Below are 21,891 nucleotides of genomic sequence, written 5' to 3'. Positions count from 1 at the left end.
GAGGCCCCGCCGGGTGCGGCGGGGCCTCGCGCGGGAGCGGGATCAGGCGGTGGGGAAGTTGTCCGGCGTACGGATGCGGTCACGGATGAGGGCGCCAGACTCGGTCAGCACGCCCGGGCCGGTGTAGGTGCTCCCGGCGCAGGTGCCCGGCCGCAGCGCGGCGCTGCCCTCGGCCTTGTCCGAGTAGGTCCAGTTCGCGTAGCTGATCTTCAGACGGTCCAGCAGGTCGATCCAGGCGTTGCTGCTGGCGACGTCCACCCCACCGTCGCCGGTGTAGTCCACCGTGCCGAACTCGGTGACGAACAGCGGCAGCCGGGCGGCGGCCCGCTCCACCTCGGCGCGGTAGTTGTCCCGGTGCGACGCGGCGTAGAAGTGGAACGTGTACATGACGTTGGCGGCGTTCACCGGGTTGTCGATGACCTCGTTGGCGTTCGAGCCGTCGGAGACGCCCAGCGACGACCAGCCGCGGGTGCCGACCACGACCACCGCGTCCGGGTCGTTGGCGCGGATCACCGGGATGACCTGCTCGGCGTAGCTCTTGATGGTCGCCCAGCTGACGCCGTTGGGCTCGTTGGCGATCTCGTAGATGACGTTCTTCTTGGCGGCGTTGCGGGCCGAGACGGCGGCGAAGAACGTCTTGGCCCGGTCGAGGTTGTACGTCGGGTCGCCCGGGGTCAGGGTGTGGAAGTCGATCAGCGCGTACATGCCCCGCTGTTCGGCCTCGTCGACGAGGGCGTTGACCCGATTGGTGAACCCGGCCGGGTCGGTCTCGTAGCCGTCCTCCTGGACGTACATGGCGATGCGCAGCAGGTCGGCCCGCCAGTCGTCGGCGAGCGCGTCCAGTGAGGCGTCGTTGTAGCAGCGGGCGAACCACTGGATGCCGTGGGTGCTCATGCCCCGCAGCTGGATCGGCCGGCCGTACTGGTTGCACAGGTTGACCCCGCACACCCGCAGCTGGCCGTTGATCGCGACCGGCGTCTGCCCGCCCGGCGGCGGGGTCGTGGGAGGCGGGGTGGTCGGCGGCGGGGTGGGGGGCGGGGGCGTGGTGGGGGGCGGCGGAGTGGTCGGCGTGGTCGCGCCGGTGCAGGCGGTGCCGTTGAGGGTGAACGCCGTCGGCGCGGGGTTGGCGGCGCTCCAGGTGCCGTTGAACCCGATGCTGGTCGACGCGCCGGTCGCCAGCGCGCCGTTCCAGCTCACGCTGCGGGCGGTGACGGCGGCGCCGGCCTGGCTCCAGGTCGCCGACCAGCCCTGGCCGACCCGTTGGCCGGCGTCGGGGAAGGCGAAGCCGAGCGTCCACCCGTCGACCGCGTCGCCGAGGTTCTTGATCGTGATGTTGGCGGTGAAGCCACCGGTCCAGCTGCTGGTCGTGTAGGTGACGGCGCAGCCGGTGGCGGCCTGGGCGTCGGCGGGCGGGACGGCGGCTGACGCCGCGACGGTCAGCGCGCCGACCGCGCCGGCCATGAGCAGGGTGCGCCGGGACGGGCGCGCAGGGAGCTTCATGCGGGTGCCTTCGCTTCCGAGGGGGTGGTGGGGGTGCCGGCGGTCCGACGGCGGATCGTCCGGTGGGGAGGCTCGCGGACACCCTGCCCACGGGGCCGGGAGCGCTCCCATTGACGGCAGCCTAGGCGGGCCGCCCGCTCCCCGCAACATGGACGCATGTCGACGTGTGCACACGCACCGGCCCCGGGGCGCATGCGCCCCGGGGCCGGTGTGCCGACGGTGTCGGTCAGAACGTGGGAGCCAGGTAGAGCAGGCGGTTCGGGGAACCGGTGCCCGGGTTGGTGATCACGTTCGTGGTGGCCTGGCCGACCAGGTACGAGTGCACCTGGGCGGGCGTCCAGCTCGGGTAGACGCTGAGCACCCGGGCCGCCGCGCCGGCGACGTGCGGCGACGCCATCGAGGTGCCGCTGATGGTGTTGGTGGCGGTGTTGCTGTTGTACCAGGCCGACAGGACGCCCACGCCCGGGGCGAACATGTCGGTGCAGGTGCCCCAGTTGGAGAACGAGGCCCGCGCGTCGTTGCTCTGCGAGGCGTTGACGGTCAGCGCCGTCGGCACGGAGGCCGGCGAGAAGTTGCAGGCGTTGGCGTTCGAGTTGCCGGAGGCCACCGCGTAGGTGACGCCGTCGGCGATCGAGTTCGCCACCGCGGTGTTCAGGGAGGCGTTGTAGGAGCCGCCGAGGCTCATGTTCGCCACCGCCGGCTGGCCCGCCTGGTGGTTCGAGGTCACCCAGTTGATACCGGCGATGACCTGCGCCCAGGTGCCGCTGCCCTGGCAGTTGAGCACCCGCACGCCCACCAGCCGGACGTTCTTCGCCACGCCGTAGGTGTTGCCGCCGACGGTGCCCGCGACGTGCGTGCCGTGGCCGTTGCAGTCGGCAGCCGGCAGCGCGTTGTCGACCGCGTCGTAGCCGTCGACGGCCTGACCGGCGAAGTCGTTGTGGCTGGTCCGGATGCCGGTGTCGATGATGTACGCCGTCACGCCGGTGCCGCTGCTGTTGTAGGTGTAGGTGCGACTGAGCGGGAGGGGCCGCTGGTCGATGCGGTCCAGGCCCCACGGCGGGTTGCTCTGGGTGGCCGCGAGCGACACCGTGTGGTTCTGCTCGACGTAGGCGACGTCGGGGTGCGCGGCGAGGCGCTTGGCGGCCCGCTCGGAGAGCTTCACCTCGAAGCCGTTGAGCGCGTCACCGTAGACGTGCCCGACGCTGCCGCCGAAGCGGGCGGCGAGCGAGCCGGCGGTGCTCTTCACCTCGCCCTGCCGGGTGCCGGCACGGCCGCCGACGCTGGTGTCCTTGAGTACCACGATGTAGCTGTCGGCTACGGCAGTCGCGCCACCGGCGCTGAGGATCTCGCCGGTGGCCGAGGCCGCCGCCGGCGCGCCGAGCATGGTGGTGACCATGGCGGCGCTGGCGAACACGCTGGCCGCAGCGGCGAGGGTACGCCGATGAGTGCGAGGGAGTGTCATCTCCCGGTCCTCCTACTGTGGTGGCCGCCGGGTGGCTCGTGGCGCACCCGACGAGCGGTCTGGACGATGAGCAAACCTTAGCCGCAACATTCATAGTCGTAAATTTTGTTGATGTTCACGATGTGAGGACGATGTTGAGAAAAGAATTCGTGAATGCCTTGCGTGAGGCGAGATTCAATTGAGACACGTCGACTTTCCTGGTTGACTGCCCCAGGGAGCACCGGGCCGTCACACCTCGCACCTCGACCTGTGACAGGAGTTCCTCCACCATGCACCGAAGGCCCCTGCTCCACGCCCTGCTCGCCGCGCTGGCGGCGATCCCCCTCGCCCTCGTCGTCGGGTTCACCGCCCCCTCCCCCGCCCAGCCGGCGGCCGCCGCACCGGCACGGGTGATGCCGCTGGGCGACTCGATCACCGGCTCGCCCGGCTGCTGGCGCTCCGTGCTCTGGAACCGCCTCCAGGCCACCGGCCACACCGACGTCGACTTCGTCGGGACGCTCGGCCCGCAGGGCTGCGGCCAGCCCTACGACGGCGACAACGAGGGACACGGCGGCTACCTGGTGACCACCGTGGCCAACCAGAACCTGCTGCCGGGCTGGCTCGCCGCCACCCGGCCCGACATCGTCCTGATGCACTTCGGCACCAACGACGTGTGGAGCGCCGTCGCGCCCGCCACGATCCTCGCCGCGTACGGCCGACTGGTGGCGCAGATGCGGGCCAGCAACCCGGCGATGAAGGTCCTCGTCGCGAAGATCATCCCCATGGCGCCGCCCACGTGCCCGGAGTGCGGCCAGCGGGTGATGGCCCTCAACGACGCGATCGACGGCTGGGCGGCGACGGTCTCCACCCCGACCTCGCCGGTGGTGGTGGTCGACCAGTGGGCCGGGTTCAGCACGGCCACCGACACCTACGACGGCGTGCACCCGAACGCGTCCGGCGACCAGAAGATGGCCGCCCGGTGGTACCCGGCGCTGACCGAGGCGCTGGGCGGCGCCATCCCGACGCCCACCGCCAGCCCGACGCCCACCGCCAGCCCCTCGCCCACGCCCAGCGGCCCGGCCACCGGCTGCACCGCGAGCTACCGGGTGGTGGGCCAGTGGCAGGGCGGCTTCCAGGGCGAGGTGACCGTACGCAACTCCGGCGCCACGCCGGTCTCCGGCTGGACCGTCCGCTTCTCATTCACCGACGACCAGCGGATCAGCCAGTCCTGGAACGCCCGGCTGACGCAGAGCGGAGCCGAGGTGACCGCCGGTGACGTCGACTGGAACGGCGACCTCGCTCCCGGCGCGCAGGCCACCTTCGGCTTCCTCGCCAGCACCTCGGGAGGCGCCAGCACGGGGCCGGTGAGCTGCACGGCCACCTGACCCGTACGCACCCGTCAGGGGCGGTCCGGACACCGCGGAAGGCGTCCGGCCACCCCGGCGGGGCGGCGGCGGCACCGGTGTCGCCCACATCTCGGCCCGACAGTGAGTGATCTTCGTCACAGATCCACCTTCGGCGGCGCCGGCGGCCCAAACCGCCGGCCGCACAACGGAATTCCCTTCCGGCGGCCCGGATCCCCGCCGTCGACAAATCCGGGGCGATCCGACACCTCTACACGTACCGAGCCGTAACTCGCACGCAGAGTCACCTGCGTCGCCGTCGACGTGGGATGGCGACTCCCCGCTGGTTCAGCCGCCCGTCGTCGCAATTTGCGGCGCTCACTACCCTGATCCTTGATCCCGTGCCTGGGCACACGTCGACAGCGATAAGGGCTTCACATGAGCGACAGTTACCCTCCGTACGGAGGGCAGCAGCCTGACCCGAACGTCACCCCCTGGAGCGGGCCGCCGGCTCCGCAGCAGGGCGGGTACCCGGGATACGGGCAGCCAGCGCAGGCGCCGCAGTTCGGTGCCCCCTTCCCGCCGCCGAAGAAGTCGAACAAGGGCCTGATCATCGGGCTGGTCGCCGGCGCGGTGGTCCTCGTGCTCGCCATCTGCGGCGCGGGCATCGGCCTCATCCTGGTCAACAGTGACGACGACGAGCCCATCACGGTCGCGACCGCCGGCCCCAGCGCCGGCCCCGATGCCAGCGGCACCCCGGGCACCGACGCCTCCCCCACGCCGGGGCAGCAGGAGACGCAGGAGCCGAACAACAACGCGGTGACCGCCCGCTACTCCAGCGACCTGTCGAACGTCTGCGAGGGTGGCCAGATCCTGAACGCGGCCCCCTACAACGGCCCGACCGGTGCCAAGGCGTACACGTTCTCGAACAACCCCGACCGGCCGAACTTCTGGTCGACGAAGTCGGTCGCCTCGAACAAGCCCTACTACGCCAAGAGCGCCGACTTCGAGACGGTGTCGGTGGTCGGCTGCCTGAAGTTCGTGGAAGGCAGCGAGGGCGCGCCGAAGAAGTGCCAGTACAAGGACAGCGCGGGCAAGCAGGTCACCATCGACTACATCTCGTCGCGCTACACCCTGACCTTCTACGCCGCGAAGACCGGCGAGAAGATCGGCGACGGCGGCACCATCACCGCCCCGGCGGCGCGTTGCCCGAGCTTCATCTCGTACAACAAGACCACCATGAAGTCGCACGCGGCGCCGGACTCCGGCAGCATCGAGGCCGCCCTGGACAAGTTCCTGTCCTGAGCGGTCCGCGCACGGTGTGGGGAGGGACGCGGCGGCGTCCCTCCCCACCGTCGTCTTCCCACGAGGGCGGTCCGGCAGCGCCGGTCGGGGCCGCCACCGTCGCGCGACGGTGGCGGCCCCGAGTCGTACGCGCGGCGGGCCCGTCAGCGGCGGGCCGGCACCTCGCGTACGGGGGCGTCCCCGGTCACCTGGTCGAAGGCGGGAGCGCCGTCGACGGCGTCGGCGCCCACGGCCGTCGACCTGGCCGGGTCGGGCAGGTCCAGGCTGCTGCGCAGGCCGACCGGCTTCAGCAGGACCGCGGCGATGACGCCGACGACGGCGATGGCGGCGGAGATGAGGAAGATGTGGCCGGTGGCGTCCCCGTACGCCGTGCGCACGATCTGCTGGACGGCGGCGGGCATGGCGTCGAGGTTCAGGCTGCCCGCGCCCGCGCTGCCCGAGGTGGGGATGCCGGCGGCGGAGAGGTCGGTGGTGATCTGGTCGGTGACCCGCCGGGCGAGGACCGCGCCGAGCACCGAGACGCCGATGGTGCCGCCGAGCGAGCGGAAGAAGGCGACGGTCGAGCTGGCCGCGCCGATGTCCCGCAGCGAGACGGTGTTCTGCACGGCGAGCACGAGGTTCTGCATCGTCATGCCGACCCCGACGCCGACGATGAACATGGCGGCGCCGACCAGCACCAGCGAGGTCTCGTGGTCGATGGTGCCGAGCAGGGCGAACCCGATGACGAGCACGATCGCGCCGAAGACGATGTACGGCTTGATCTTCCCGGTCCGGGTGATCAGCCCGCCGGCGATGATCGACGAGCCGAGGACGCCGGCCATCATCGGGATGGTGAGCAACCCGGCCTCCGTGGGGCTGTAGCCACGGCCGATCTGGAAGTACTGCCCGAGGAAGACGGCGCCGCCGAACATCGCCATGCCGACCGCCAGACTGCCCAGGATGGCCAGGGCGGTGGTCCGCTGCCGGACGAGGTCGAGTGGGACGACCGGTTCCTCGGCCCGGGACTCCACCCACACGGCCAGGGCGAGCAGCGCCACCGAGCCGCCCACCATGGCGGCGGACTGCCAGGAGAGCCAGGCGAACGAGTCGTCGACGAAGGAAATCCAGATGAGCAGCACGCTGACGCCGGCGGCGATCAGGGTCGCGCCCAGGTAGTCGATCTTGACGTTCTCCCGGCGGACCGTCGGCAGGCGCAGGGTGAACTGGAGCAGGACCAGCGCGATGGCGGCGACGGGGACCCCGACGAAGAAGCACCAGCGCCAGCCGAGCCAGGACGTGTCGACGATGAGCCCGCCCAGCAGCGGACCACCGACCGTCGCCACCGCCATGACGCCGCCGAGGTAGCCGTTGTACCGGCCGCGCTCCCGGGGCGGGATCATCGCGGCGATGGCGACCTGGACGAGGGCCTGGAGGCCGCCGACGCCGATGCCCTGGAACGCGCGGGCGGCGATGAGCTGGCCGGCGGTCTGGGCGAAGCCGGCGATCACCGAGCCGACCAGGAAGACGACGATGGCGATCTGGACCAGCAGCTTCTTGTTGAACAGGTCGGCGAGCTTGCCCCACACCGGGGTGGTCGCGGTCGCGGTGAGCAGGGTGGCGGTGACCACCCAGGTGTACTGGGTCTGCGACCCGTTCAACGCTCCGATGATCTTCGGCAGCGCCGTCGAGACGACGGTGCCGCTGAGCATCGCGACGAACAGCACCAGCAGCAGGCCGCTGAGGGCCTCCAGCGTCTGCCGATGTGTCATCGGCGCGTCGCCGGCCGTGGTGGTGGGTGCGCTCATCGCGCGGCCTCCAGGTTGTCGTGGTGTCCGAGGGCGGTCTCGACGTCGCGGGTGAACCGGCCGAGGGCGGCGGCGAACGCCGCCACCTCCGTCGGGGTCCAGTCGGCGAGCGCGGTGGCGAGGATCCGGCCGTACCAGTCGTAGGTGTCGGTCAGGGCGGCCCGCCCGGCCGGGGTGACGGTCAGCAGGCTGGCCCGCTTGTCGGCGGGGTCGGCGCGCCGCTCGACCAGCCCGTGGCTGACGAGCGAGGCGATGGAGCGGCTGACGGTCGACGGGTCCAGTCCGCTGCGGGCGGCCAACTCGCGGGCGTGGCAGTCGGCGGGCAGCCGCTCGATCTGCATGAGGAGACCGGCCAGGCCGATCGGCACGGCCGGCCGGACATCGGCCCGCTGCCGCCTGATCAGCCGCACGCTGCGGACCAGCTCGGAGAGCCTCGTACCGAGTTCGCGACCGGCGTTCTCCACGCTGCCCTCCCCTGACCAGATGGTTGCCGCACACAAGCATCTGCCGATCTTGCCCGGAGTGCAAGTTTGCCCGATGAGAACTGAATCACGGCCCCGTAGGCTGTCGCCATGGAGGAGACCAGCGGGCTGCGGGAACGCAAGAAGGCGGCCACCCGCCTCGCCCTGCACGAGGCCGCCCTGCGCCTCGCCACCGAGCACGGGCTCGACCGCGTCACCGTGGAGGCCGTCGCCGACGCCGCGAACGTCTCGCGCCGGACGTTCTCCAACTACTTCTCCAGCAAGGAGGAGGCGATCTTCCACGGCGACGCGGTGCGGCTGCGCCGGCTGCTGGAACTGGTCCGCCGCCAGCCGGCCGACGCGCCGCCGTGGGCCGCGCTCAGCGGGGCCGCCGAACGCCTCGCCGTCGAGGCGTACGGCAACGCCCCGCCCTCCTGGCTGCTGCACCGCCGTCAGCTACGCGGGCACCCGGGCCTCGTCGCGCACCAGGTCGCGGCGTACACCGCCATCGAGCGCGAACTCGCCGACGACATCGCCCACCGGCTCACGGGCCCCGACCGGGTACTGCGGTCCCGCGTCCTCGCGGCGACCTTCCTGGCCTCGCTGCGCGTCGCCATCCAGCACTGGATCGACCACCCCGACGGGCCGCTGCTCGACGTCCTGCGAGCGGCGCTCGCCGAGGCCACCTCCGCCCGGCCCGGCGCCCCCTCCCCGCAGACGGCCGGCTGACGCCGGACGGACACGGCACGGCCGCGCACCGCACGCACCGGTACGCGGCCGTCGCTCGGGCGGGACCGCCGCTCACCGGCGACCCCGCCCGCTGGTTCAGCAGGGACCGTTGTCGGTCCAGACGCCCTGAGCGTCGGCTCCCGGCACGTCACCCTGGGTCCACCACCTCGCGGTCCACCGGTGCCGGTCGTGGGAGACCACCGCCCCGCCGGAGTAGGCGGTACCCGCCGACCAGGCCGGCGCCGTACAGGCACCGCCGGTCGGGGTCGGGCCGACGGTCGGGGACGCGGTGGGCGAGGTCGTCGGGGACGGCGTCGCGGCGCACGCCCCCTCGTCGGCCCAGACGGCCGCGCTGCCCGGGGTGTCGCCCTGGGTCCACCACTTCGCACTCCAGGTACGCCCGGCGTGGGACACCCGCGCGCCGCCGGAGTACGCCGTGCCGGCCGACCAGGCCGGCGCGGTGCACGTCCCGCCGCCCGGCGGGGTGGAGCCGCTCGGGCTGGGCGTCGGCTCGACCGGCACGGCCCCACGGGCGTGGTCGCTGGCCAGCGAGTACGTCTGCCCGCCGAAGCTGAGGGTGAAGTTGGCCGGCCCGGAGATCGGCAACTGGTAGTTGAGCGTCACCTCCGCGAACGCGCCCGGGGCGATGGCGGCCGGCACGGTGAGCCGCACCCGGTTGTAGCCGCCCCTGAGCCCGCCCACGTTGCCGCCGGTGTGCCCCGTGGAGACGGTGGTCAGGGCCCAGCCGGACTGCTGGGTGAGGGTCGGCGTGGTGGTCGGGTAGTCGAACTCCAGCTGCGCGCCGGCCGGGATCGGGCCGCCGGTGTCGTTGGTGAGCCGCAGTTCGGGGTTGATCGGGTAGTTGTTGTCGCCGAGGGCGAAGCCCCCGACGGTGGCGGTCACGTCGATGGTCCGGGTCGGCAGGGTGACGGCGGCGCGCCGGGCACCGTACGCGGGCGCCGTGCGGAACTTGTCGTAGAGCAGGGTGGTGAGCGTCTCGCCCATCCCGTACTGGCCCTTGGCCTGGTCGTAGGCGTAGTCGCCGGCGAGTTCCCAGATCATCACGCCGCCGATGCCCTTGTCCACCACGTAGTCCGCCTTGGCGCCGAGGGACTGCTCGTCCTCGGTGGAGAGGAAGACGCCCTTCTGCGCGTTCCACAGCCAGGGCGCGACCAGGGCGGCGGAGTAGTGGCGGGCGTAGCTGCCGCTGATCCGGTCGGTCGGGTCGGTGGCCGGCGTGAGGCCGTACGCGGACAGGTAGTCCGGGGTGATGCCGCGTTCCAGGTTCTTGGCGTGCCACATCGGGTTGGCCCCGGCGGGCACCTCCCCGCCGGCGTCGTCGAGGTCGTGCCAGAGGTTGTCGATGCCGACCGCCCCGTTCCCGCAGGGTGTGGTGGAGCCGATCGAGGTGCCGGTGCCCGGCGGGCACTTGCTCTGGTCGGGCAGGGCGGCGCGGCCCCACAGCCCGTTGGTGCCGCCGGTGACGCCCTGCCAGCCGCGGGTGTAGTAGGGGACGCCGATGTTGACCCGCCCGCTGGGCAGCGCGCCACGGAAGTAGTGGTAGGCCCAGTCGGTGTTGAGGTAGCCGATGTTGCCGTACGCGCCGTAGACGCCGCCGGCGGCGAGTTCGGCGTCGTCGCCGTTGTCGTAGAGCGCCGCGTTCGGGCCGACGTGGTGGTTCCAGGACCCGTGCAGGTCGTAGGACATGATGTTGACGTAGTCGAGGTACCGCAGCGCCTGCGAGGACTCCATCCCCCGCAGCAGCCACCCCGAGGCGGGCGCGGCGACCGTGAGCAGGTAGTGCTTGCCGTCCGTGGCGGCAGCCGCGTCGAGCTTCTCCCGCAACGTCTTCATCAGCACCTGGTAGGAGGCGTTGAGCCCGGCCCGCTTGGCGTCCGCCTGCGCGAAGTCCAGCGGGTTGCCGGCCTTGTTGTTGGAGGTCGGGTACTCGTAGTCGATGTCCACCCCGTCGAAGCCGTAGGTGCGCAGGAAGGCGACCACGGAGTCGGCGAAGGTGGCGATGCCGGCGGTGTTGACGGTGTTGCTGCCGGTGGTGGTCATCCGGTAGAAGCCGCCGGCGTCGACCCGGTCGCCGTTGTCGTCGAAGTAGCCGCCGGTCTCGGCCCAGCCGCCGACGCTGATCAGCGTACGGACGTTCGGGTTCTGCTTCTTGTACTTGTTGAGCAGGTTGAAGTGCCCGGTGTAGGCGTACTGCGGATCCATCTCGGCGCCGGCGACGCCCGGCCAGGTCATGTTGGTGGCCGGGTTGTCCGCCGCCGTCGGGTTGCCGACCGAGATCTTGTTGGCCGCGTCGACGTGGGCGAAGGCGTAGTTGATGTGGGTGACCTTGCCCCAGGGGATCTGGTTGGCCAGGTACGCCGGCGAGCCGTTGCGTCCGGTGCGCCAACTGGTGAAGTAGCCGATGATGCGCCGGGAATGGTCGGCGCCCAGCTTCTCCCGGCCGTCGGTGTCGTAGACGGTGCAGTACGGCACCGCCACGCCTGGCGTCCGGTACAGCCCGTCCGGCCGGCACGCCTCGTCCTGCCCGACGGAGGAATGTGCGGCGGGGGCCACGGTCAGCGCCGTCGCCACGGCCAGCAGACCGACCGCACCGCCGACGAGGAGCTTGCTCAACCGCTTCCGCAACGCGTCCACCTCCAACTCTAAAGAAACTTTACTATTTACGGTCCTGAATATATACCTGCCCGGTGCCCCTCGACGCAAGGGCGCGGCACGGCCGTACGGTCGTTCGTGGGCAGGGCGCGGATGGCCGGATGTGCGGTGCGGCCGTCCTTGTGGCCCTCGGCAGGGGGTGACCAGACTTCTGGTGTGGAGATCCTCCGGACCCGCGAGGTGGTCGTGGTGGTGCACGACGGCGTCGTGCTGCTCGACGTGGCAGGGCCCGTGCAGGTGCTGCACGGCAGCGGCGCTACCGGGTCCGACTGGCCTCGGTGGACGGTCGAGCGGCGCGGCTGCTCGACGGCCGCCGGGCCACCACCCACTGGGCGGCCTGCGCCGACCTCGCGGCGCGGTTCCCCGCGGTCCGGGTCCGGCCCGACGCCCTCTACGTGCGGGACGGGCCGCTGTTCACCCCGGCCGGCGTGACTGCGGGCATCGACCTGACGTTGACGCTGGTCGAGAACGACCACGGCCCCGAGCGCGCCCGCACCACCGCGAAGTACCTGGTGGTTCTCCTGCACCGCCCCGGGGGCCAATCCCAGTTCACCGTGCGGGGCAGCGCCACGGCCGCCCCCGGCAGCGCCCTGCGCCGCGTCCTGGACGTCGTCGCCGCCGACCCGGCCGCCCCGCACACGCTCGCCACGATGGCGGCGCACGCGTCGCTCAGCGAACGGCACCTCACCCGCCTGTTCCGCCGCACGGTCGGGACCACCCCCACCCGGTACGGCGAGCAGGTCCGGGTGGAGGCGGCGAAGACCCTGCTCGAGGCGACCCACGACGGCGTGGACCGCATCGCCCGCGTCTGCGGCTTCGGCTTGGACGACACCATGCGCCGCGCCTTCCTGCGCGGCGTCGGCACCACCCCGGCCGAGTACCGCCAGCGCTTCCGCTCGGCACACCCCACCCCTGAGAGACGAGGTACCCCGGCCTCTTCCTTCTCCCGGCGCACCGCCCTCGGCACGGGCCTGGCCGTCGGCGTCGGCGTACTCACCGGGCTGGTGGCCGCCACCCCGGCCGCTGCGCACGACCAACCGGACGCCGACCTGTCCTTCCCGTCCACCCGGCTGGCCCGCGAGGCGATCCGGCTGATCGAGGAGGCGCAGGAGGCGTACCTGCGCAACCACAGCCTGCGCAGCTTCCTCTTCGCCCGCGACTCGACGGCCGTCGGATCAGCCGGCGGAGTGGGCGTGGCGGGTGGCGCGCTCGGCCAGCCACAGCCACCGGCGCTGCACCTCGCCAGCGGTGGCGGCGACCATCGCCAGTGCGTCCCCGCGCACCGCGGCGAGGGCGTCCGCCGTGGCCGCGCCGTCGTCGAGCACGGCCGCCGCGTCGCGGAACGCCTCGGCCTCGGCCGCGCCGCCGAAGCGGGGAACGACCTCGTCGCGCCAGAAGTCGGCCCAGGCCAGGTCGGGGTTCCAGGTGAAGCGGGCGTACGCCAGATAGCTGATCTCGTTGGTCGGGTGGTACGCCGACGCCTCGGCGAAGATCGTCAGCCCGCGCAGCCCAGCGTCGCCGGCCCGGATGCCCATGTCGGCGTACATGTCGGGCACCCAGGAGTGCCGCTGCCGGTTCCACTGGGAGCCGGCGTGGGTGCGCAGCACGTTGGTGGTGTGCGGAAGCTGCTCGACGTGCGCGGCGGTGAGCCGGTGCCGGTTGTCGTACCAGAAGCCCCGGTTGACGCAGTACTGGTAGGCCACGTCGTCGGGCAGCTCGGCCAGCGGCTTCTGCGCCTCCAGGTCGAAGATGTTGTCCCAGTAGACCTCGACCAGGTGCCGCAGCGGTACGCCCGCCGGGCCGGTGCGCCGAGCCGTCTCCAGCAGCGTCGGGTAGACCGAGCGCATCGCCTCGTACGACCAGGAGGTCCGCTCGCCGCCCGTGCGGGCCGCGCAGCGCTGGCAGGCGCAGCTGCCGTAGTCGCCGGTCTCGAAGTTGATGCCCCCGACGGGCAGGGTGTCCAGCAGCCAGTCGACGGCGTCGCGGTGCCAGGCGAGGTTGTCCGGCTGCGAGGGGCAGGCGGCCATCATGTACTCGCTGGCCGGGAAGTGCAGGTCGCCGAAGTCGTCGATGTCGAAGCCCACCTTCCTGGGCAGCTCGGCGGCCAGGTCGGGCCGCTGGCGCAGCCAGGTGGCGAGGTTGTAGCGGTGCCGGCCGTCGAAGTAGATGCCCCCGTAGGCGTTGACGCCGATGCCGGCGATGATGCGTACGCCCCGGGCGTTGGCGTACTCGCACAGCTCGCGGGCCGCCTCGACGCCGCCGTGGGCGTCGCGCAGCAGCCCGTAGACCACGATGCCGCCGATCCGCTCCCGGCTGCAGAAGTCGACCAGCCGGCGGTAGTCGGCGCCGAAGGCGTCGGCGCCCTTGGCGTACGGGTTGAGCGCGCCGATCTCCTGCTGGCCGAGCTGGCGCAGGTCCCAGTTGGTGGAGTGGTCCCAGGTCCAGAGTGTGCGCAGCGGCAGCCCGGGCGAGTCGGTCCGCACGCCCACGGGCAGACCGGCCGGCGTGGCCAGGGTGGTCAGCTCCCGGGCGGCGTAGATCAGGCCGGCGAAGGGGTCACCGGTGAGCCGGATGTCGCCCCGCTCGGGCACCTCGATGCGGTAGCCGCCCTCCGGCAGGGCCGGGTCGACGGTCAGGTCGACCGTCACCGCGTCGGGGCTCTCCCCCCACGCCTGGGTCAGCAGCTGGGCGGCGTACGGCGCGGACGCGGCGCCCCGCACCCGGATTCCGGTGATCTGACGGTACTGCGACATCATGACCTTCCATGGGGTGGCGGGATGGCGGCCAGGTAGTCGGCCACGTCGATGGCCGTCCACACCCCGTGCCGCCAGTAGGGATCCTCTTCGCAGAGGGCGCGGGCGGCGGTGGCGTCGGCGGCCCGCAGGACGAGGACGGAGGCGCCGAGGTCGGCCCGTGCCCCGGCGATCAGGGCGGTGCCGTCGGCGAGCAGGGCCTCGACGCGGGCGAGGTGCTCCTGCCGGTGGGGTTCGCGTCGGACGGCGGCGTCGGCGGCGAACGTGGCGGTGACCAGGAAGGTGGGTTCGAATCTCACACCCCACCGCCGATCTCGTCGAACAGCCGCTGCATCTCCACCCGGTAGACGGTCTGCGGCCGGCCCGCGCCGGTGCTGACGTGCACGCCGATCTCCTCGGCGTAGCCCGCGGCACGCAGGGAGTTGAGCAGCCGGCGTGCCGAGCGGACCTCCACCCCGTACGCGTCGGCCAGGCCCCGCGCGGTCACCTCGTTCGGGTCCGTCTGGCGCAGCGCCTCCAGCAGCCGGCGGGTGGACAGCGGCCCGAGCCGCAACTGCTCGGAGATGCGCAGCACCCCGGACGCGGTCTCGCGGAGCCGTTGCTTCACCGGGCTCTCGCGGCTGGAGTAGATCTCCCCGTCGGGGAAGACCACGTGGGTGTCGCCGCTGCCCCGGCCGAGTGCCAGGGCCTTGCGGGCGTTGTCCTCGGCGGCGGCGATGGTGGTGCCCGCGCCGAAGCCGACGGTGTGCTCGACGTCGACGCCGCGCAGGGCGAGCAGCGTCGCGTGCCCGGAGCGCTGCCGGGCGATGGCGCTCTCCACGGTGCCCCGCGTGGTGGTGATGAGCAGCGTACGGTCGTCGATCGTGCTCAGCCGGCCGCGCATCCGCTCGGCATGTTCCAGCAGGGCCTCGCGCAGCCGCAGCCGCTGCCGCTCCACCTGGTACGGGTCGTGCCCGCGGCCGGCCTGCTCGGCCACCTCGATCATCATCACCGCGATCTGGGTGGCCCGGGACTGCCGGATCTCGGCGGCGAGCCAGGCCCGGCGCAGGGCGTCGCGGACCGAGGCGCGCGTGTGCTCGACGCGCCAGACCGGCACCCCGCTCTCGCGCAGGTCGCGGTGGACCGCGCCGAGGCAGGTCAGGCACGCCTCGACGGCGCCCGAGGCGTACCGCTCGCGGTGGAAGGCGACGATCTCGTCGAGGCCGGAGAAGAGCAGCCCCGAGGAGTCGGCGATGGGCAGGATCTCGGTGGGCGGGGCCAGCTCGATGTCGTGGTAGGTCTCCCGGACGATGTCGGCCTCGATGGTGTCCACGCTGACCGTCGGCAGCCGCCCACCGCTGGCCAGCAGCATCCGCGACAGCGTGCGGTAGAGGTCGATGCCGGCGTGCGGCATGTAGTCGATCTCGGCGCGCAGCCCCCCGGCGGAGGCCGCGAAGGCGTGCGGGATGCGCCCGGTGAACAGCAGCACCTGGCACAGTTCGTCGAGTTCGCGGGCCAGCTCGGGGGCCTGCTCGGGTCGGGTGTAGGCGCGGACCGTGAGGTCCCCGGCCCGCCCCTCCCCGGCGGAGACCTCCTGCACGAGCCGGATCGAGTCCTCCGGTCCGATGATGCCGATCACCTTGTCGCCTCCACGTCGTCGCCGTCTCGGGTCGGCTGCTCAGCCGGTGTGGACGGTGCCCACGACACCGTCGCTGACCGGCGATGCCAGCAGGACCAGCGTGGACGCGACGTCCTCCGGCCGACCAAGGGCGGCCTCGATCTCCGCGACCCGCTCCCCGTCCGCGCCGTTGGTCCGCGCCTCGGCCAACGACCTACGCATCAGCGGCGTGTCGATGTCGCCGGGGCAGAGCGCGTGCACACGGATCCCCTGTGGACGGAGTTGTCGGGCCAGGGTGAGCGCCAGGCCGTGCAGCCCTCCCTTGCTCGCGCCGTAGGGTACCGACCCCGAGCCGTTCAGCACGCCCGCCTTGGACCCGACGAGCACGAGGACGCCGGACCGGCCGGTGAGGTGTCGTACGGCGTGCTTGGCGACGAGGAACGGCCCGGTCAGGTTGACGGCGAGCACCTGGGACCACAACTCGGCGGTGACCTCCCGCACGTCCAGGCCCTGCCCGCGCATGACGCCCGCCACGTGCAGCACGGCGTCGATGCCGCCGAGGTCGGTGGCGGCGCCGTCGACGGCGGCGGCGACCTCGGCCTCGACGGTCACGTCGACCCGCCGGGCGCAGGCGCTCGCACCGGCGGCGCGCGCCTGCTCGGCGGCGCTGGCCGCGCCGTCGCCGTCGGCGTCCAGCACGGCCACCGCCGCGCCGGCGGCGGCCGCGGCGCGGACGGTGGCGAGGCCGATGCCGGAGGCGCCGCCGACGACGACCACCCGCCGGCCGGCCAGCAGGCCGGCCGGCGGGATGTCGACGCTCACTGACGGACCGTCCGGCGCACCGCCGCCACCACGTCGGCGGCCTCGGGCACGACGGCGGCCTGGAGGGCGGGGGCGGCGGGCATCGGCACGTCCGGGGTGGCCACCCGGGCGACCGGGGCGCGCAGGTCGGCGAAGCACTCGGCGGCGGCCCGGGCGGCGATCTCCGCGCCGAACCCGCCGGTCAGGTTCGCCTCGTGGGCGACGACCAGGCGGCCCGTGCGCGCCACGGAGGCGGCGACGGTGTCGAAGTCGAGCGGGTTGAGCCAGCGCAGGTCGATCACCTCGGCCTCGATGCCGTCCTCGGCCAACTGGCCCGCCGCGTCGAGCGCGGCACCGACCATCCGGGACCAGGCGACCACGGTGACGTCGCCGCCCGGGCGGACCACACGGGCGCCGCCGACGGGTTCGACCGGGGCGTCGGTGCGGACGGGCCCGCGCGTCGGGTAGAGCATCCGCGCCTCGGCGACGACCACCGGATCGTCGCTGACCACGGCGGTGCGCAGCATCTGGTACGCGTCGTCGGGGGTGGCCGGCAGCGCGACGCGCAGGCCCGGGGTGTGTGCGAAGTACGCCTCCGGCGAGTGGGAGTGCTGGGCGCAGGCGCCGGGCGAGTAGCCCTGCTGCATCCGGATCACCAGCGGCGCCCTCCACCGGCCGTTGCTGGAGTAGTGGATGGTCGAGATCTGGTTGACGAACTGGTCCATCGCCACGAACGAGAAGTCGGCGTACATGATCTCGGCGATCGGGCGCAGGCCGGTCATCGCGGCGCCGAGGGCCATGCCGAGGAAGCCGGTCTCGGAGATGGGGGTGTCGAAGATGCGGGCGGAGCCGAACCGCTTGTGCAGCCCCTTGGTGGCGCCGAACGGCCCGCCCGGCAGGGCTACGTCCTCGCCGAAGTAGACGGTGTCGTCGCGGCTGTCCAGGGCCCAGGTGAGTGCGGCGTTGACGGCCTGGATGTAGCGCAGGGACTCAGACATGGACGTGCTCCTTGGCGGTCGCCGGGTCCGGGAACGGCACGGCGCGGGCGGTGGTGACGGCGGCCTCGACCTCCGCGGCCACCTCGGCGTCGATGGCGTCGAGCCGGGCGGCGAGCGCGGCGTCGGCGGCCTGCCGGATCCGGGCCAGGGGCTCGCGGGTGCGGGCGGCGGCGATCTCGCCGGCCGGCCGGTAGTGCTGCACGTCGCCGCTGTAGTGGCCGACCAGCCGCTCGGTCATCGCCTCCACGATGGAGGGACCGGCACCCTCGCGGGCCCGGGTGACGGCCTCGCCGACGGCCTCGGCCACGGCGTCGGTGTCGTTGCCGTCGACGACCCGGCCGGGAATGCCGTAGCCGGCGGCGCGCTCGGCGAGCTGGCGGACGCGGACCATGTCCTCGATCCGGGACATCTCGGAGTAGACGTTGTTCTCCACGACCAGCACCAGCGGCAGGTCCAGCACGGCGGCGAGGTTGATCGCCTCGTGCACGTTGCCCTGGTTCATCGCGCCGTCGCCGATGCTGACCAGCGAGACCGCGCCGCTGCCGGTGCGCTGCGCGGTGAGCGCGGCGCCGGCGGCGACCGGCACCCCGGCGCCCACGATGGAGTTCTCCCCCAGGAACCAGCGGCTCGGGTCCGACAGGTACGGCGAGGCGGCCCGGCCGCCGCAGAGGGCGGAGTCGCGCCCCATCATCTCGGCGAAGAGCCCGGTCAGGTCGACGCCCCGGGCGACCGCCCAGCCGTGGCCGCGGTAGGTGGCGGTCACGTGGTCGCCGTCGCGTAGCGCCCGGCAGGCGCCGACCGGGATCGCCTCCTGGCCGTTGCACAGGTGGATCGAGCCCGGGATCTCGCCGTCGTCCTTGAGGGCGGCCAGCCGCTCCTCGAACCGGCGGATCCGGGCCATGAGCCGATAGTCGTCCGGCAGCCCCATCACACCCCCAGTAGCAGTTAGAGCCTTATTGCGGCTCGTTCGTTCCGAAGCCTAGACCAGCCTCGCAAGGCTATGGAAGAGTGCAGTAGCAAGTTTCTGGCCGTTATTGGTCTCTAATTTGGGGGCAGGTATGGAGATCACCGCCGTCGAGTCGGTGGTGCTGGGCGACGCGCACTTCGTCCAGCTGCACACGTCGGACGGGCTGGTCGGCGTCGGCCAGTCCGCGTGCTGGGGCTACCCCGCCGCGGTGCACGCCGTGGTGGAGGCGTTCCGTCCCCACCTGCTCGGCGCCGACCCCCGCCGCATCGAGCACCACTGGCACCACCTCTACCGGATGGGCCCGTTCCGGGGCTCGGTGCTCTCCGCCGCCGTGGCCGCGGTGGACATCGCCCTGTGGGACCTGCTCGGCAAGCGGCTCGGGGTTCCCGTCTGGCAACTGCTGGGCGGGCGCGTACGCGAACGGATCCGCCTGCACCTGCTGCTGCCCGGCACCGGCGCCGACGCGCTGGCGGCGCAGGCGGCGGCGGCCGTGGCCGACGGCTTCACCGCGGTCAAGTTCGACCCGTTGCCGGCCGACTACGCCGACCTGTCGCTGGCCCGCCTGGTCACCTCCACCGAGGCCACCACGGCGGCGGTACGCGACACGGTCGGCCCCGACGTGGACCTGCTCGTCGAGCTGCACCGCAAGCTCACCCCCTTGCAGGCCGAAGCGGTCGTGCCCGCGCTGGCCCGGCACCTGCCGTTGCTGGTGGAGGACCCGATCCAGATCGACAGCGTCAGCAGCCAGGCCGACGTCGCCCGGCGGGCCCTCGGCGTGCCGATGGCCAACGGCGAACGGCTGCACACCATCTGGGAGTTCAAGGAGCTGCTCGCCCAGGGCGGGGCCCAGTACGTCCGCCCCGACCTGGGCCTCGCGGGCGGCATCAGTCACGCCCGCAAGATCGCCGCCCTGGCGGAGGCGCACCACGCCGCCGTGGTCAGCCACAACTGCCTCGGCCCGCTGCTGACGATGGCCTCGGTGCACCTCGACACCGCCATCCCCAACTTCGTGGTGCAGGAGTACTCCCCCCTCGACGACCAGCTGGCCGAGGGTCCGGCGCGGGCCTGCGTACGGCGCGAGGGCGGCTTCCTGCCGGTGCCCGAGGAGCCCGGGCTCGGCGTGACGCTCGACCTCACCGGCGCCGCGCCCCTGGACCTGACGGGCCGGCCCCTGCACCGCGTCCCGCTGCGCGCGGACGGCTCCGTCGCCTACGCGGTCTGAGCACACGCGACGGTCGCCTGGCGGCGTGCGCCGCCGGGCGACCGTCGTACGGGCCGGCCCGCTCACACCGGGGGCGGCCGGCCCGCGTGGTGGAAGACCGGGTACGCCCACAGCGGCTCGCCGTCGGCGTCGGCGATCTCGGCGAACAGGTGCGCCAGCGACCGCGTCCACCGCGCCTGCACGGCGGATGCCCCGGTGACCCGGCGCGCCCGCGGGTAGCCGTCGCGGGTGCGCAGCACGCAGATCAGCAGCAGCCCGTGCCGGTAGATGTGATAGTCGTAGACGCCCGCCTCGTCCAGCAACGCCGACATCTCCGGCCAGACCTCGGCGTGCCGGCGCGCGTACTCCCCCTCGGCCCCCGGCCGCAGCCGGTAGAGGTGGCACAGCTGCTCTCCCGGCCCCGCGGCCCCGGGATCGGCCGCCGGCCCGACCCCGCCGAGGCGGGCCGGGCCGGAGTCGGTGGGGACGGCGCCGGGGTCGGAGCCGGCCACCGGGCGGATCACTTGCCGGAGCCGGCGAGCGCACCGGAGACGAGCTGGCGCTGGAAGACCAGGTAGATGATCAGCACCGGCAGCAGGGCGACGATCAGGCCGGCGCTGACCAGCGGCACCGACACGTCGTACTGGCCGCTGAGCAGGCTGACGCCCACCATCAGGGTCTTGCTGTCCGAACCGCCCATGATGACCAGGGGCAGCAGCAGGTCGTTCCACATCCAGACGAAGTTGAAGATGGCCAGCGCCGCGAGTGCCGGCGCGGCGATCGGGGCCAGCAGGCGGAAGAGGATGGTGAAGTGGCCCGCGCCGTCGACCCGGGCCGCCTCGATCAGCTCGTCGGGCACCTGCTGGAAGTAGCCCGCCAGCTGGTAGGTGCCCAGCGGCAGCCCGAACGCCGCGTACGCCAGGATCAGTCCCTGGTACTCGCCGGACATGCCCAGGTCCAGCACGGTCTGGTAGAGCGGGTAGATGATCGCCTGACCGGGGATGGTCAGGGTGATGATGATCAGCAGGAAGACCACCTTGCCGCCGCGGAAGCGCAGCTTCGTCACCGCGTACGCGACCAGCAGCGCGGCGAGCACCGACAGCACCAGTCCGCCCACGGTGGTGATCAGCGAGTTGAGCAGCAGCCGGGGCATGTCCATCCGGCGGAACGCCTCGAGGTAGTTGTCGAGGGTGATCCCGCTCGGCAGGCCCAGCGGGTCCTGGGCGAAGCCCGTCTGCGTCTTCAGCGAGCTGACCACCGTGAACAGCAGCGGATAGACGGCCGCGACCGCGACGACGACCAGCGCGAACGTGAGCAGGTAGCGCCCGGCCCGGGCGAATTGGCGCTGGTTCATCGCGGCTTCCTGGTCCCCTCTGTGAACATGTGCCGCACGCTGAAGATGGAGAGCACGGCGACGAAGACGAACAGCGCGATGCCGATGGCGGAGCCGTAGCCCCGGTCCAGGAACTGGAAGGTGGTGAGGAAGACCAGGTACTCCGGCAGCATCGTGGCGTCGCCCGGCCCACCCTGGGTCAACGCGTAGATCAGCGGGAAGAGCCAGATCAGGACGCCGGAGGCGCACAGCACGCTCCAGTACGCCACGGTGGGTCGCAGCATCGGCACCACCACGGAGAGCAGTCGACGCCAGAACCCGGCGCCGTCGAGGTAGGCCGCCTCGAGCGTCTCCTCGGGGATCGTGGCCAGACCCGCCAGGTAGGTCATCACGCCCAGGCCGAAGAAGCTCCACAGGGCGACCGCGACCAGCGAGAACAGCGCGCTGTAACGGCCGTTGAGCCACTGGATCGCCAGCGGTTCGAGGCCGACCGTACGCAGCAGGGCGTTGAGCGGACCGTCCGGGGCGAGGATCTGCCGGAACATGATGCCGACGACGATCGGGGCGATGGTGTACGGGACGAAGTAGACGGCCCGGAAGAACTTCCAGCCCGGCGAGCGCTGGTGGATCAGCAGCGCCAGCACCAGCGGCAGCACGATCCACACCGGCAGGGTGGCCACCACCAGCAGGGCGTTGCGGAAGCTGGTGAGCACCATCGGGTCGTCGAGCATGCGGGTGTAGTTGTCGGCCCCGGCGAACGAGCTGCCACCGAACCCGCTGGACGACTCGGTGCTGGTGATCACGCCCCGGATCAGGGGCACCACCTTGAACATCACGGCCAGGACCAGCGCGGGCAGCACCAGCACGGCGCCCAGCCACCACTCGCGGGCACGGCCGGGGCGCGGGGGCCGCCGGGCGGATCGGGTCGGCTTGTCGGCGGCCACCGGCTCCGACACCGGCGCGGTGGAGATCGTCATCTGGCTTCCTTCTCCGGATGGCGGGGCG

General features: G+C 72.5%; 18 protein-coding genes and 1 pseudogene. 5 read left to right on the top strand and 14 right to left on the bottom strand.

What is annotated here, in order from left to right; all coding sequences use genetic code 11:
• Positions 1 to 42: 42 nt before the first annotated feature.
• Entirely contained in the window at positions 43 to 1,500 is a 1,458-nt protein-coding gene (locus tag CLT72_RS02955; protein ID WP_101409397.1) for a cellulase family glycosylhydrolase, read from the bottom strand.
• A 226-nt stretch (positions 1,501 to 1,726) separates the two neighbouring features.
• Positions 1,727 to 2,962, bottom strand: coding sequence for a S8 family peptidase (locus CLT72_RS02950; protein WP_101409396.1), 1,236 nt, complete (start codon positions 2,960 to 2,962; stop codon positions 1,727 to 1,729).
• A gap of 269 nt (positions 2,963 to 3,231) precedes the next feature.
• Between CLT72_RS02950 and CLT72_RS02945 the strand changes: the two genes are divergently transcribed.
• Both CLT72_RS02945 and CLT72_RS02940 read left to right on the top strand, forming a co-directional pair.
• The gene (locus CLT72_RS02945) at positions 3,232 to 4,326 is read left to right on the top strand and encodes a cellulose binding domain-containing protein (RefSeq protein WP_101409395.1); all 1,095 of its coding nucleotides are present in this window, start codon (positions 3,232 to 3,234) and stop codon (positions 4,324 to 4,326) included.
• Between the two features lie 396 nt (positions 4,327 to 4,722).
• Positions 4,723 to 5,589 carry a hypothetical protein gene (locus CLT72_RS02940; RefSeq protein WP_101409394.1) on the top strand — a complete coding sequence of 289 codons (867 nt, stop codon included), beginning with the start codon at positions 4,723 to 4,725 and terminating at the stop codon, positions 5,587 to 5,589.
• Positions 5,590 to 5,732: 143 nt separating this feature from the next.
• Here CLT72_RS02940 and CLT72_RS02935 read toward each other — a convergent pair whose 3' ends face one another.
• The gene (locus CLT72_RS02935; RefSeq protein WP_101409393.1) at positions 5,733 to 7,373 is read right to left on the bottom strand and encodes an MDR family MFS transporter; all 1,641 of its coding nucleotides are present in this window, start codon (positions 7,371 to 7,373) and stop codon (positions 5,733 to 5,735) included.
• Positions 7,370 to 7,837 carry a MarR family winged helix-turn-helix transcriptional regulator gene (locus CLT72_RS02930; protein WP_250101119.1) on the bottom strand — a complete coding sequence of 156 codons (468 nt, stop codon included), beginning with the start codon at positions 7,835 to 7,837 and terminating at the stop codon, positions 7,370 to 7,372. The genes CLT72_RS02935 and CLT72_RS02930 overlap by 4 nt, the downstream gene beginning before the upstream one ends.
• Before the next feature lie 108 nt (positions 7,838 to 7,945).
• On the opposite strand from CLT72_RS02930, the gene CLT72_RS02925 reads away from it, so the two are divergent.
• Positions 7,946 to 8,563, top strand: a complete 618-nt coding sequence (locus CLT72_RS02925; RefSeq protein ID WP_101409392.1) for a TetR/AcrR family transcriptional regulator — start codon at positions 7,946 to 7,948, stop codon at positions 8,561 to 8,563.
• A 96-nt stretch (positions 8,564 to 8,659) separates the two neighbouring features.
• Here CLT72_RS02925 and CLT72_RS02920 read toward each other — a convergent pair whose 3' ends face one another.
• The gene (locus CLT72_RS02920; RefSeq protein ID WP_486484172.1) at positions 8,660 to 11,218 is read right to left on the bottom strand and encodes a glycosyl hydrolase family 18 protein; all 2,559 of its coding nucleotides are present in this window, start codon (positions 11,216 to 11,218) and stop codon (positions 8,660 to 8,662) included.
• Positions 11,219 to 11,886: 668 nt separating this feature from the next.
• On the opposite strand from CLT72_RS02920, the pseudogene CLT72_RS32115 reads away from it, so the two are divergent.
• A pseudogene (locus tag CLT72_RS32115) lies at positions 11,887 to 12,114 on the top strand (helix-turn-helix domain-containing protein); the annotation flags it as partial.
• 297 nt (positions 12,115 to 12,411) lie between these two features.
• Here the strand turns inward: CLT72_RS32115 and CLT72_RS02910 are convergent.
• The 6 genes from CLT72_RS02910 to CLT72_RS32105 are packed head-to-tail and all read right to left on the bottom strand — an operon-like array spanning position 12,412 to position 18,286.
• Positions 12,412 to 13,989, bottom strand: coding sequence for a hypothetical protein (locus CLT72_RS02910; protein ID WP_101409391.1), 1,578 nt, complete (start codon positions 13,987 to 13,989; stop codon positions 12,412 to 12,414).
• Positions 13,989 to 14,288: a YciI family protein gene (locus CLT72_RS02905; protein WP_101409390.1), complete on the bottom strand. Its 300-nt coding sequence runs from the start codon at positions 14,286 to 14,288 to the stop codon at positions 13,989 to 13,991. The genes CLT72_RS02910 and CLT72_RS02905 overlap by 1 nt, the downstream gene beginning before the upstream one ends.
• On the bottom strand, positions 14,285 to 15,607 hold the full coding sequence (locus CLT72_RS02900; protein ID WP_101409389.1) for a helix-turn-helix domain-containing protein: 1,323 nt from the start codon (positions 15,605 to 15,607) through the stop codon (positions 14,285 to 14,287). The genes CLT72_RS02905 and CLT72_RS02900 overlap by 4 nt, the downstream gene beginning before the upstream one ends.
• Positions 15,608 to 15,646: 39 nt before the next feature.
• Positions 15,647 to 16,408, bottom strand: a complete 762-nt coding sequence (locus tag CLT72_RS02895) for an SDR family NAD(P)-dependent oxidoreductase (RefSeq protein ID WP_101409388.1) — start codon at positions 16,406 to 16,408, stop codon at positions 15,647 to 15,649.
• Positions 16,405 to 17,385: an alpha-ketoacid dehydrogenase subunit beta gene (locus tag CLT72_RS32110; protein WP_199184455.1), complete on the bottom strand. Its 981-nt coding sequence runs from the start codon at positions 17,383 to 17,385 to the stop codon at positions 16,405 to 16,407. Before CLT72_RS32110 ends, CLT72_RS02895 begins: the two co-directional genes overlap by 4 nt.
• Complete coding sequence (locus CLT72_RS32105) at positions 17,378 to 18,286, bottom strand: thiamine pyrophosphate-dependent dehydrogenase E1 component subunit alpha (protein WP_250101123.1); 909 nt, start codon at positions 18,284 to 18,286, stop codon at positions 17,378 to 17,380. Before CLT72_RS32105 ends, CLT72_RS32110 begins: the two co-directional genes overlap by 8 nt.
• A 157-nt stretch (positions 18,287 to 18,443) precedes the next feature.
• On the opposite strand from CLT72_RS32105, the gene CLT72_RS02885 reads away from it, so the two are divergent.
• Positions 18,444 to 19,574: a mandelate racemase/muconate lactonizing enzyme family protein gene (locus tag CLT72_RS02885; protein ID WP_101409387.1), complete on the top strand. Its 1,131-nt coding sequence runs from the start codon at positions 18,444 to 18,446 to the stop codon at positions 19,572 to 19,574.
• A 62-nt stretch (positions 19,575 to 19,636) separates the two neighbouring features.
• Here the strand turns inward: CLT72_RS02885 and CLT72_RS02880 are convergent, their stop codons facing one another.
• Genes CLT72_RS02880 through CLT72_RS02870 form a run of 3 tightly spaced genes read right to left on the bottom strand, consistent with a single transcriptional unit; the run spans position 19,637 to position 21,863 of the window.
• Positions 19,637 to 20,065: an L-rhamnose mutarotase gene (locus CLT72_RS02880; protein WP_158241956.1), complete on the bottom strand. Its 429-nt coding sequence runs from the start codon at positions 20,063 to 20,065 to the stop codon at positions 19,637 to 19,639.
• Positions 20,066 to 20,073: 8 nt separating this feature from the next.
• Entirely contained in the window at positions 20,074 to 20,907 is an 834-nt protein-coding gene (locus tag CLT72_RS02875; RefSeq protein ID WP_101409386.1) for a carbohydrate ABC transporter permease, read from the bottom strand.
• A complete protein-coding gene (locus tag CLT72_RS02870; RefSeq protein WP_101409385.1) occupies positions 20,904 to 21,863 on the bottom strand; it encodes a carbohydrate ABC transporter permease in 960 nt (319 codons plus the stop codon). Before CLT72_RS02870 ends, CLT72_RS02875 begins: the two co-directional genes overlap by 4 nt.
• Between the last annotated feature and the right edge of the window lie 28 nt (positions 21,864 to 21,891).

It is taken from the genome of Micromonospora sp. CNZ309, assembly GCF_002846525.1.
This window is presented reverse-complemented; position numbering and strand designations above follow the sequence as displayed.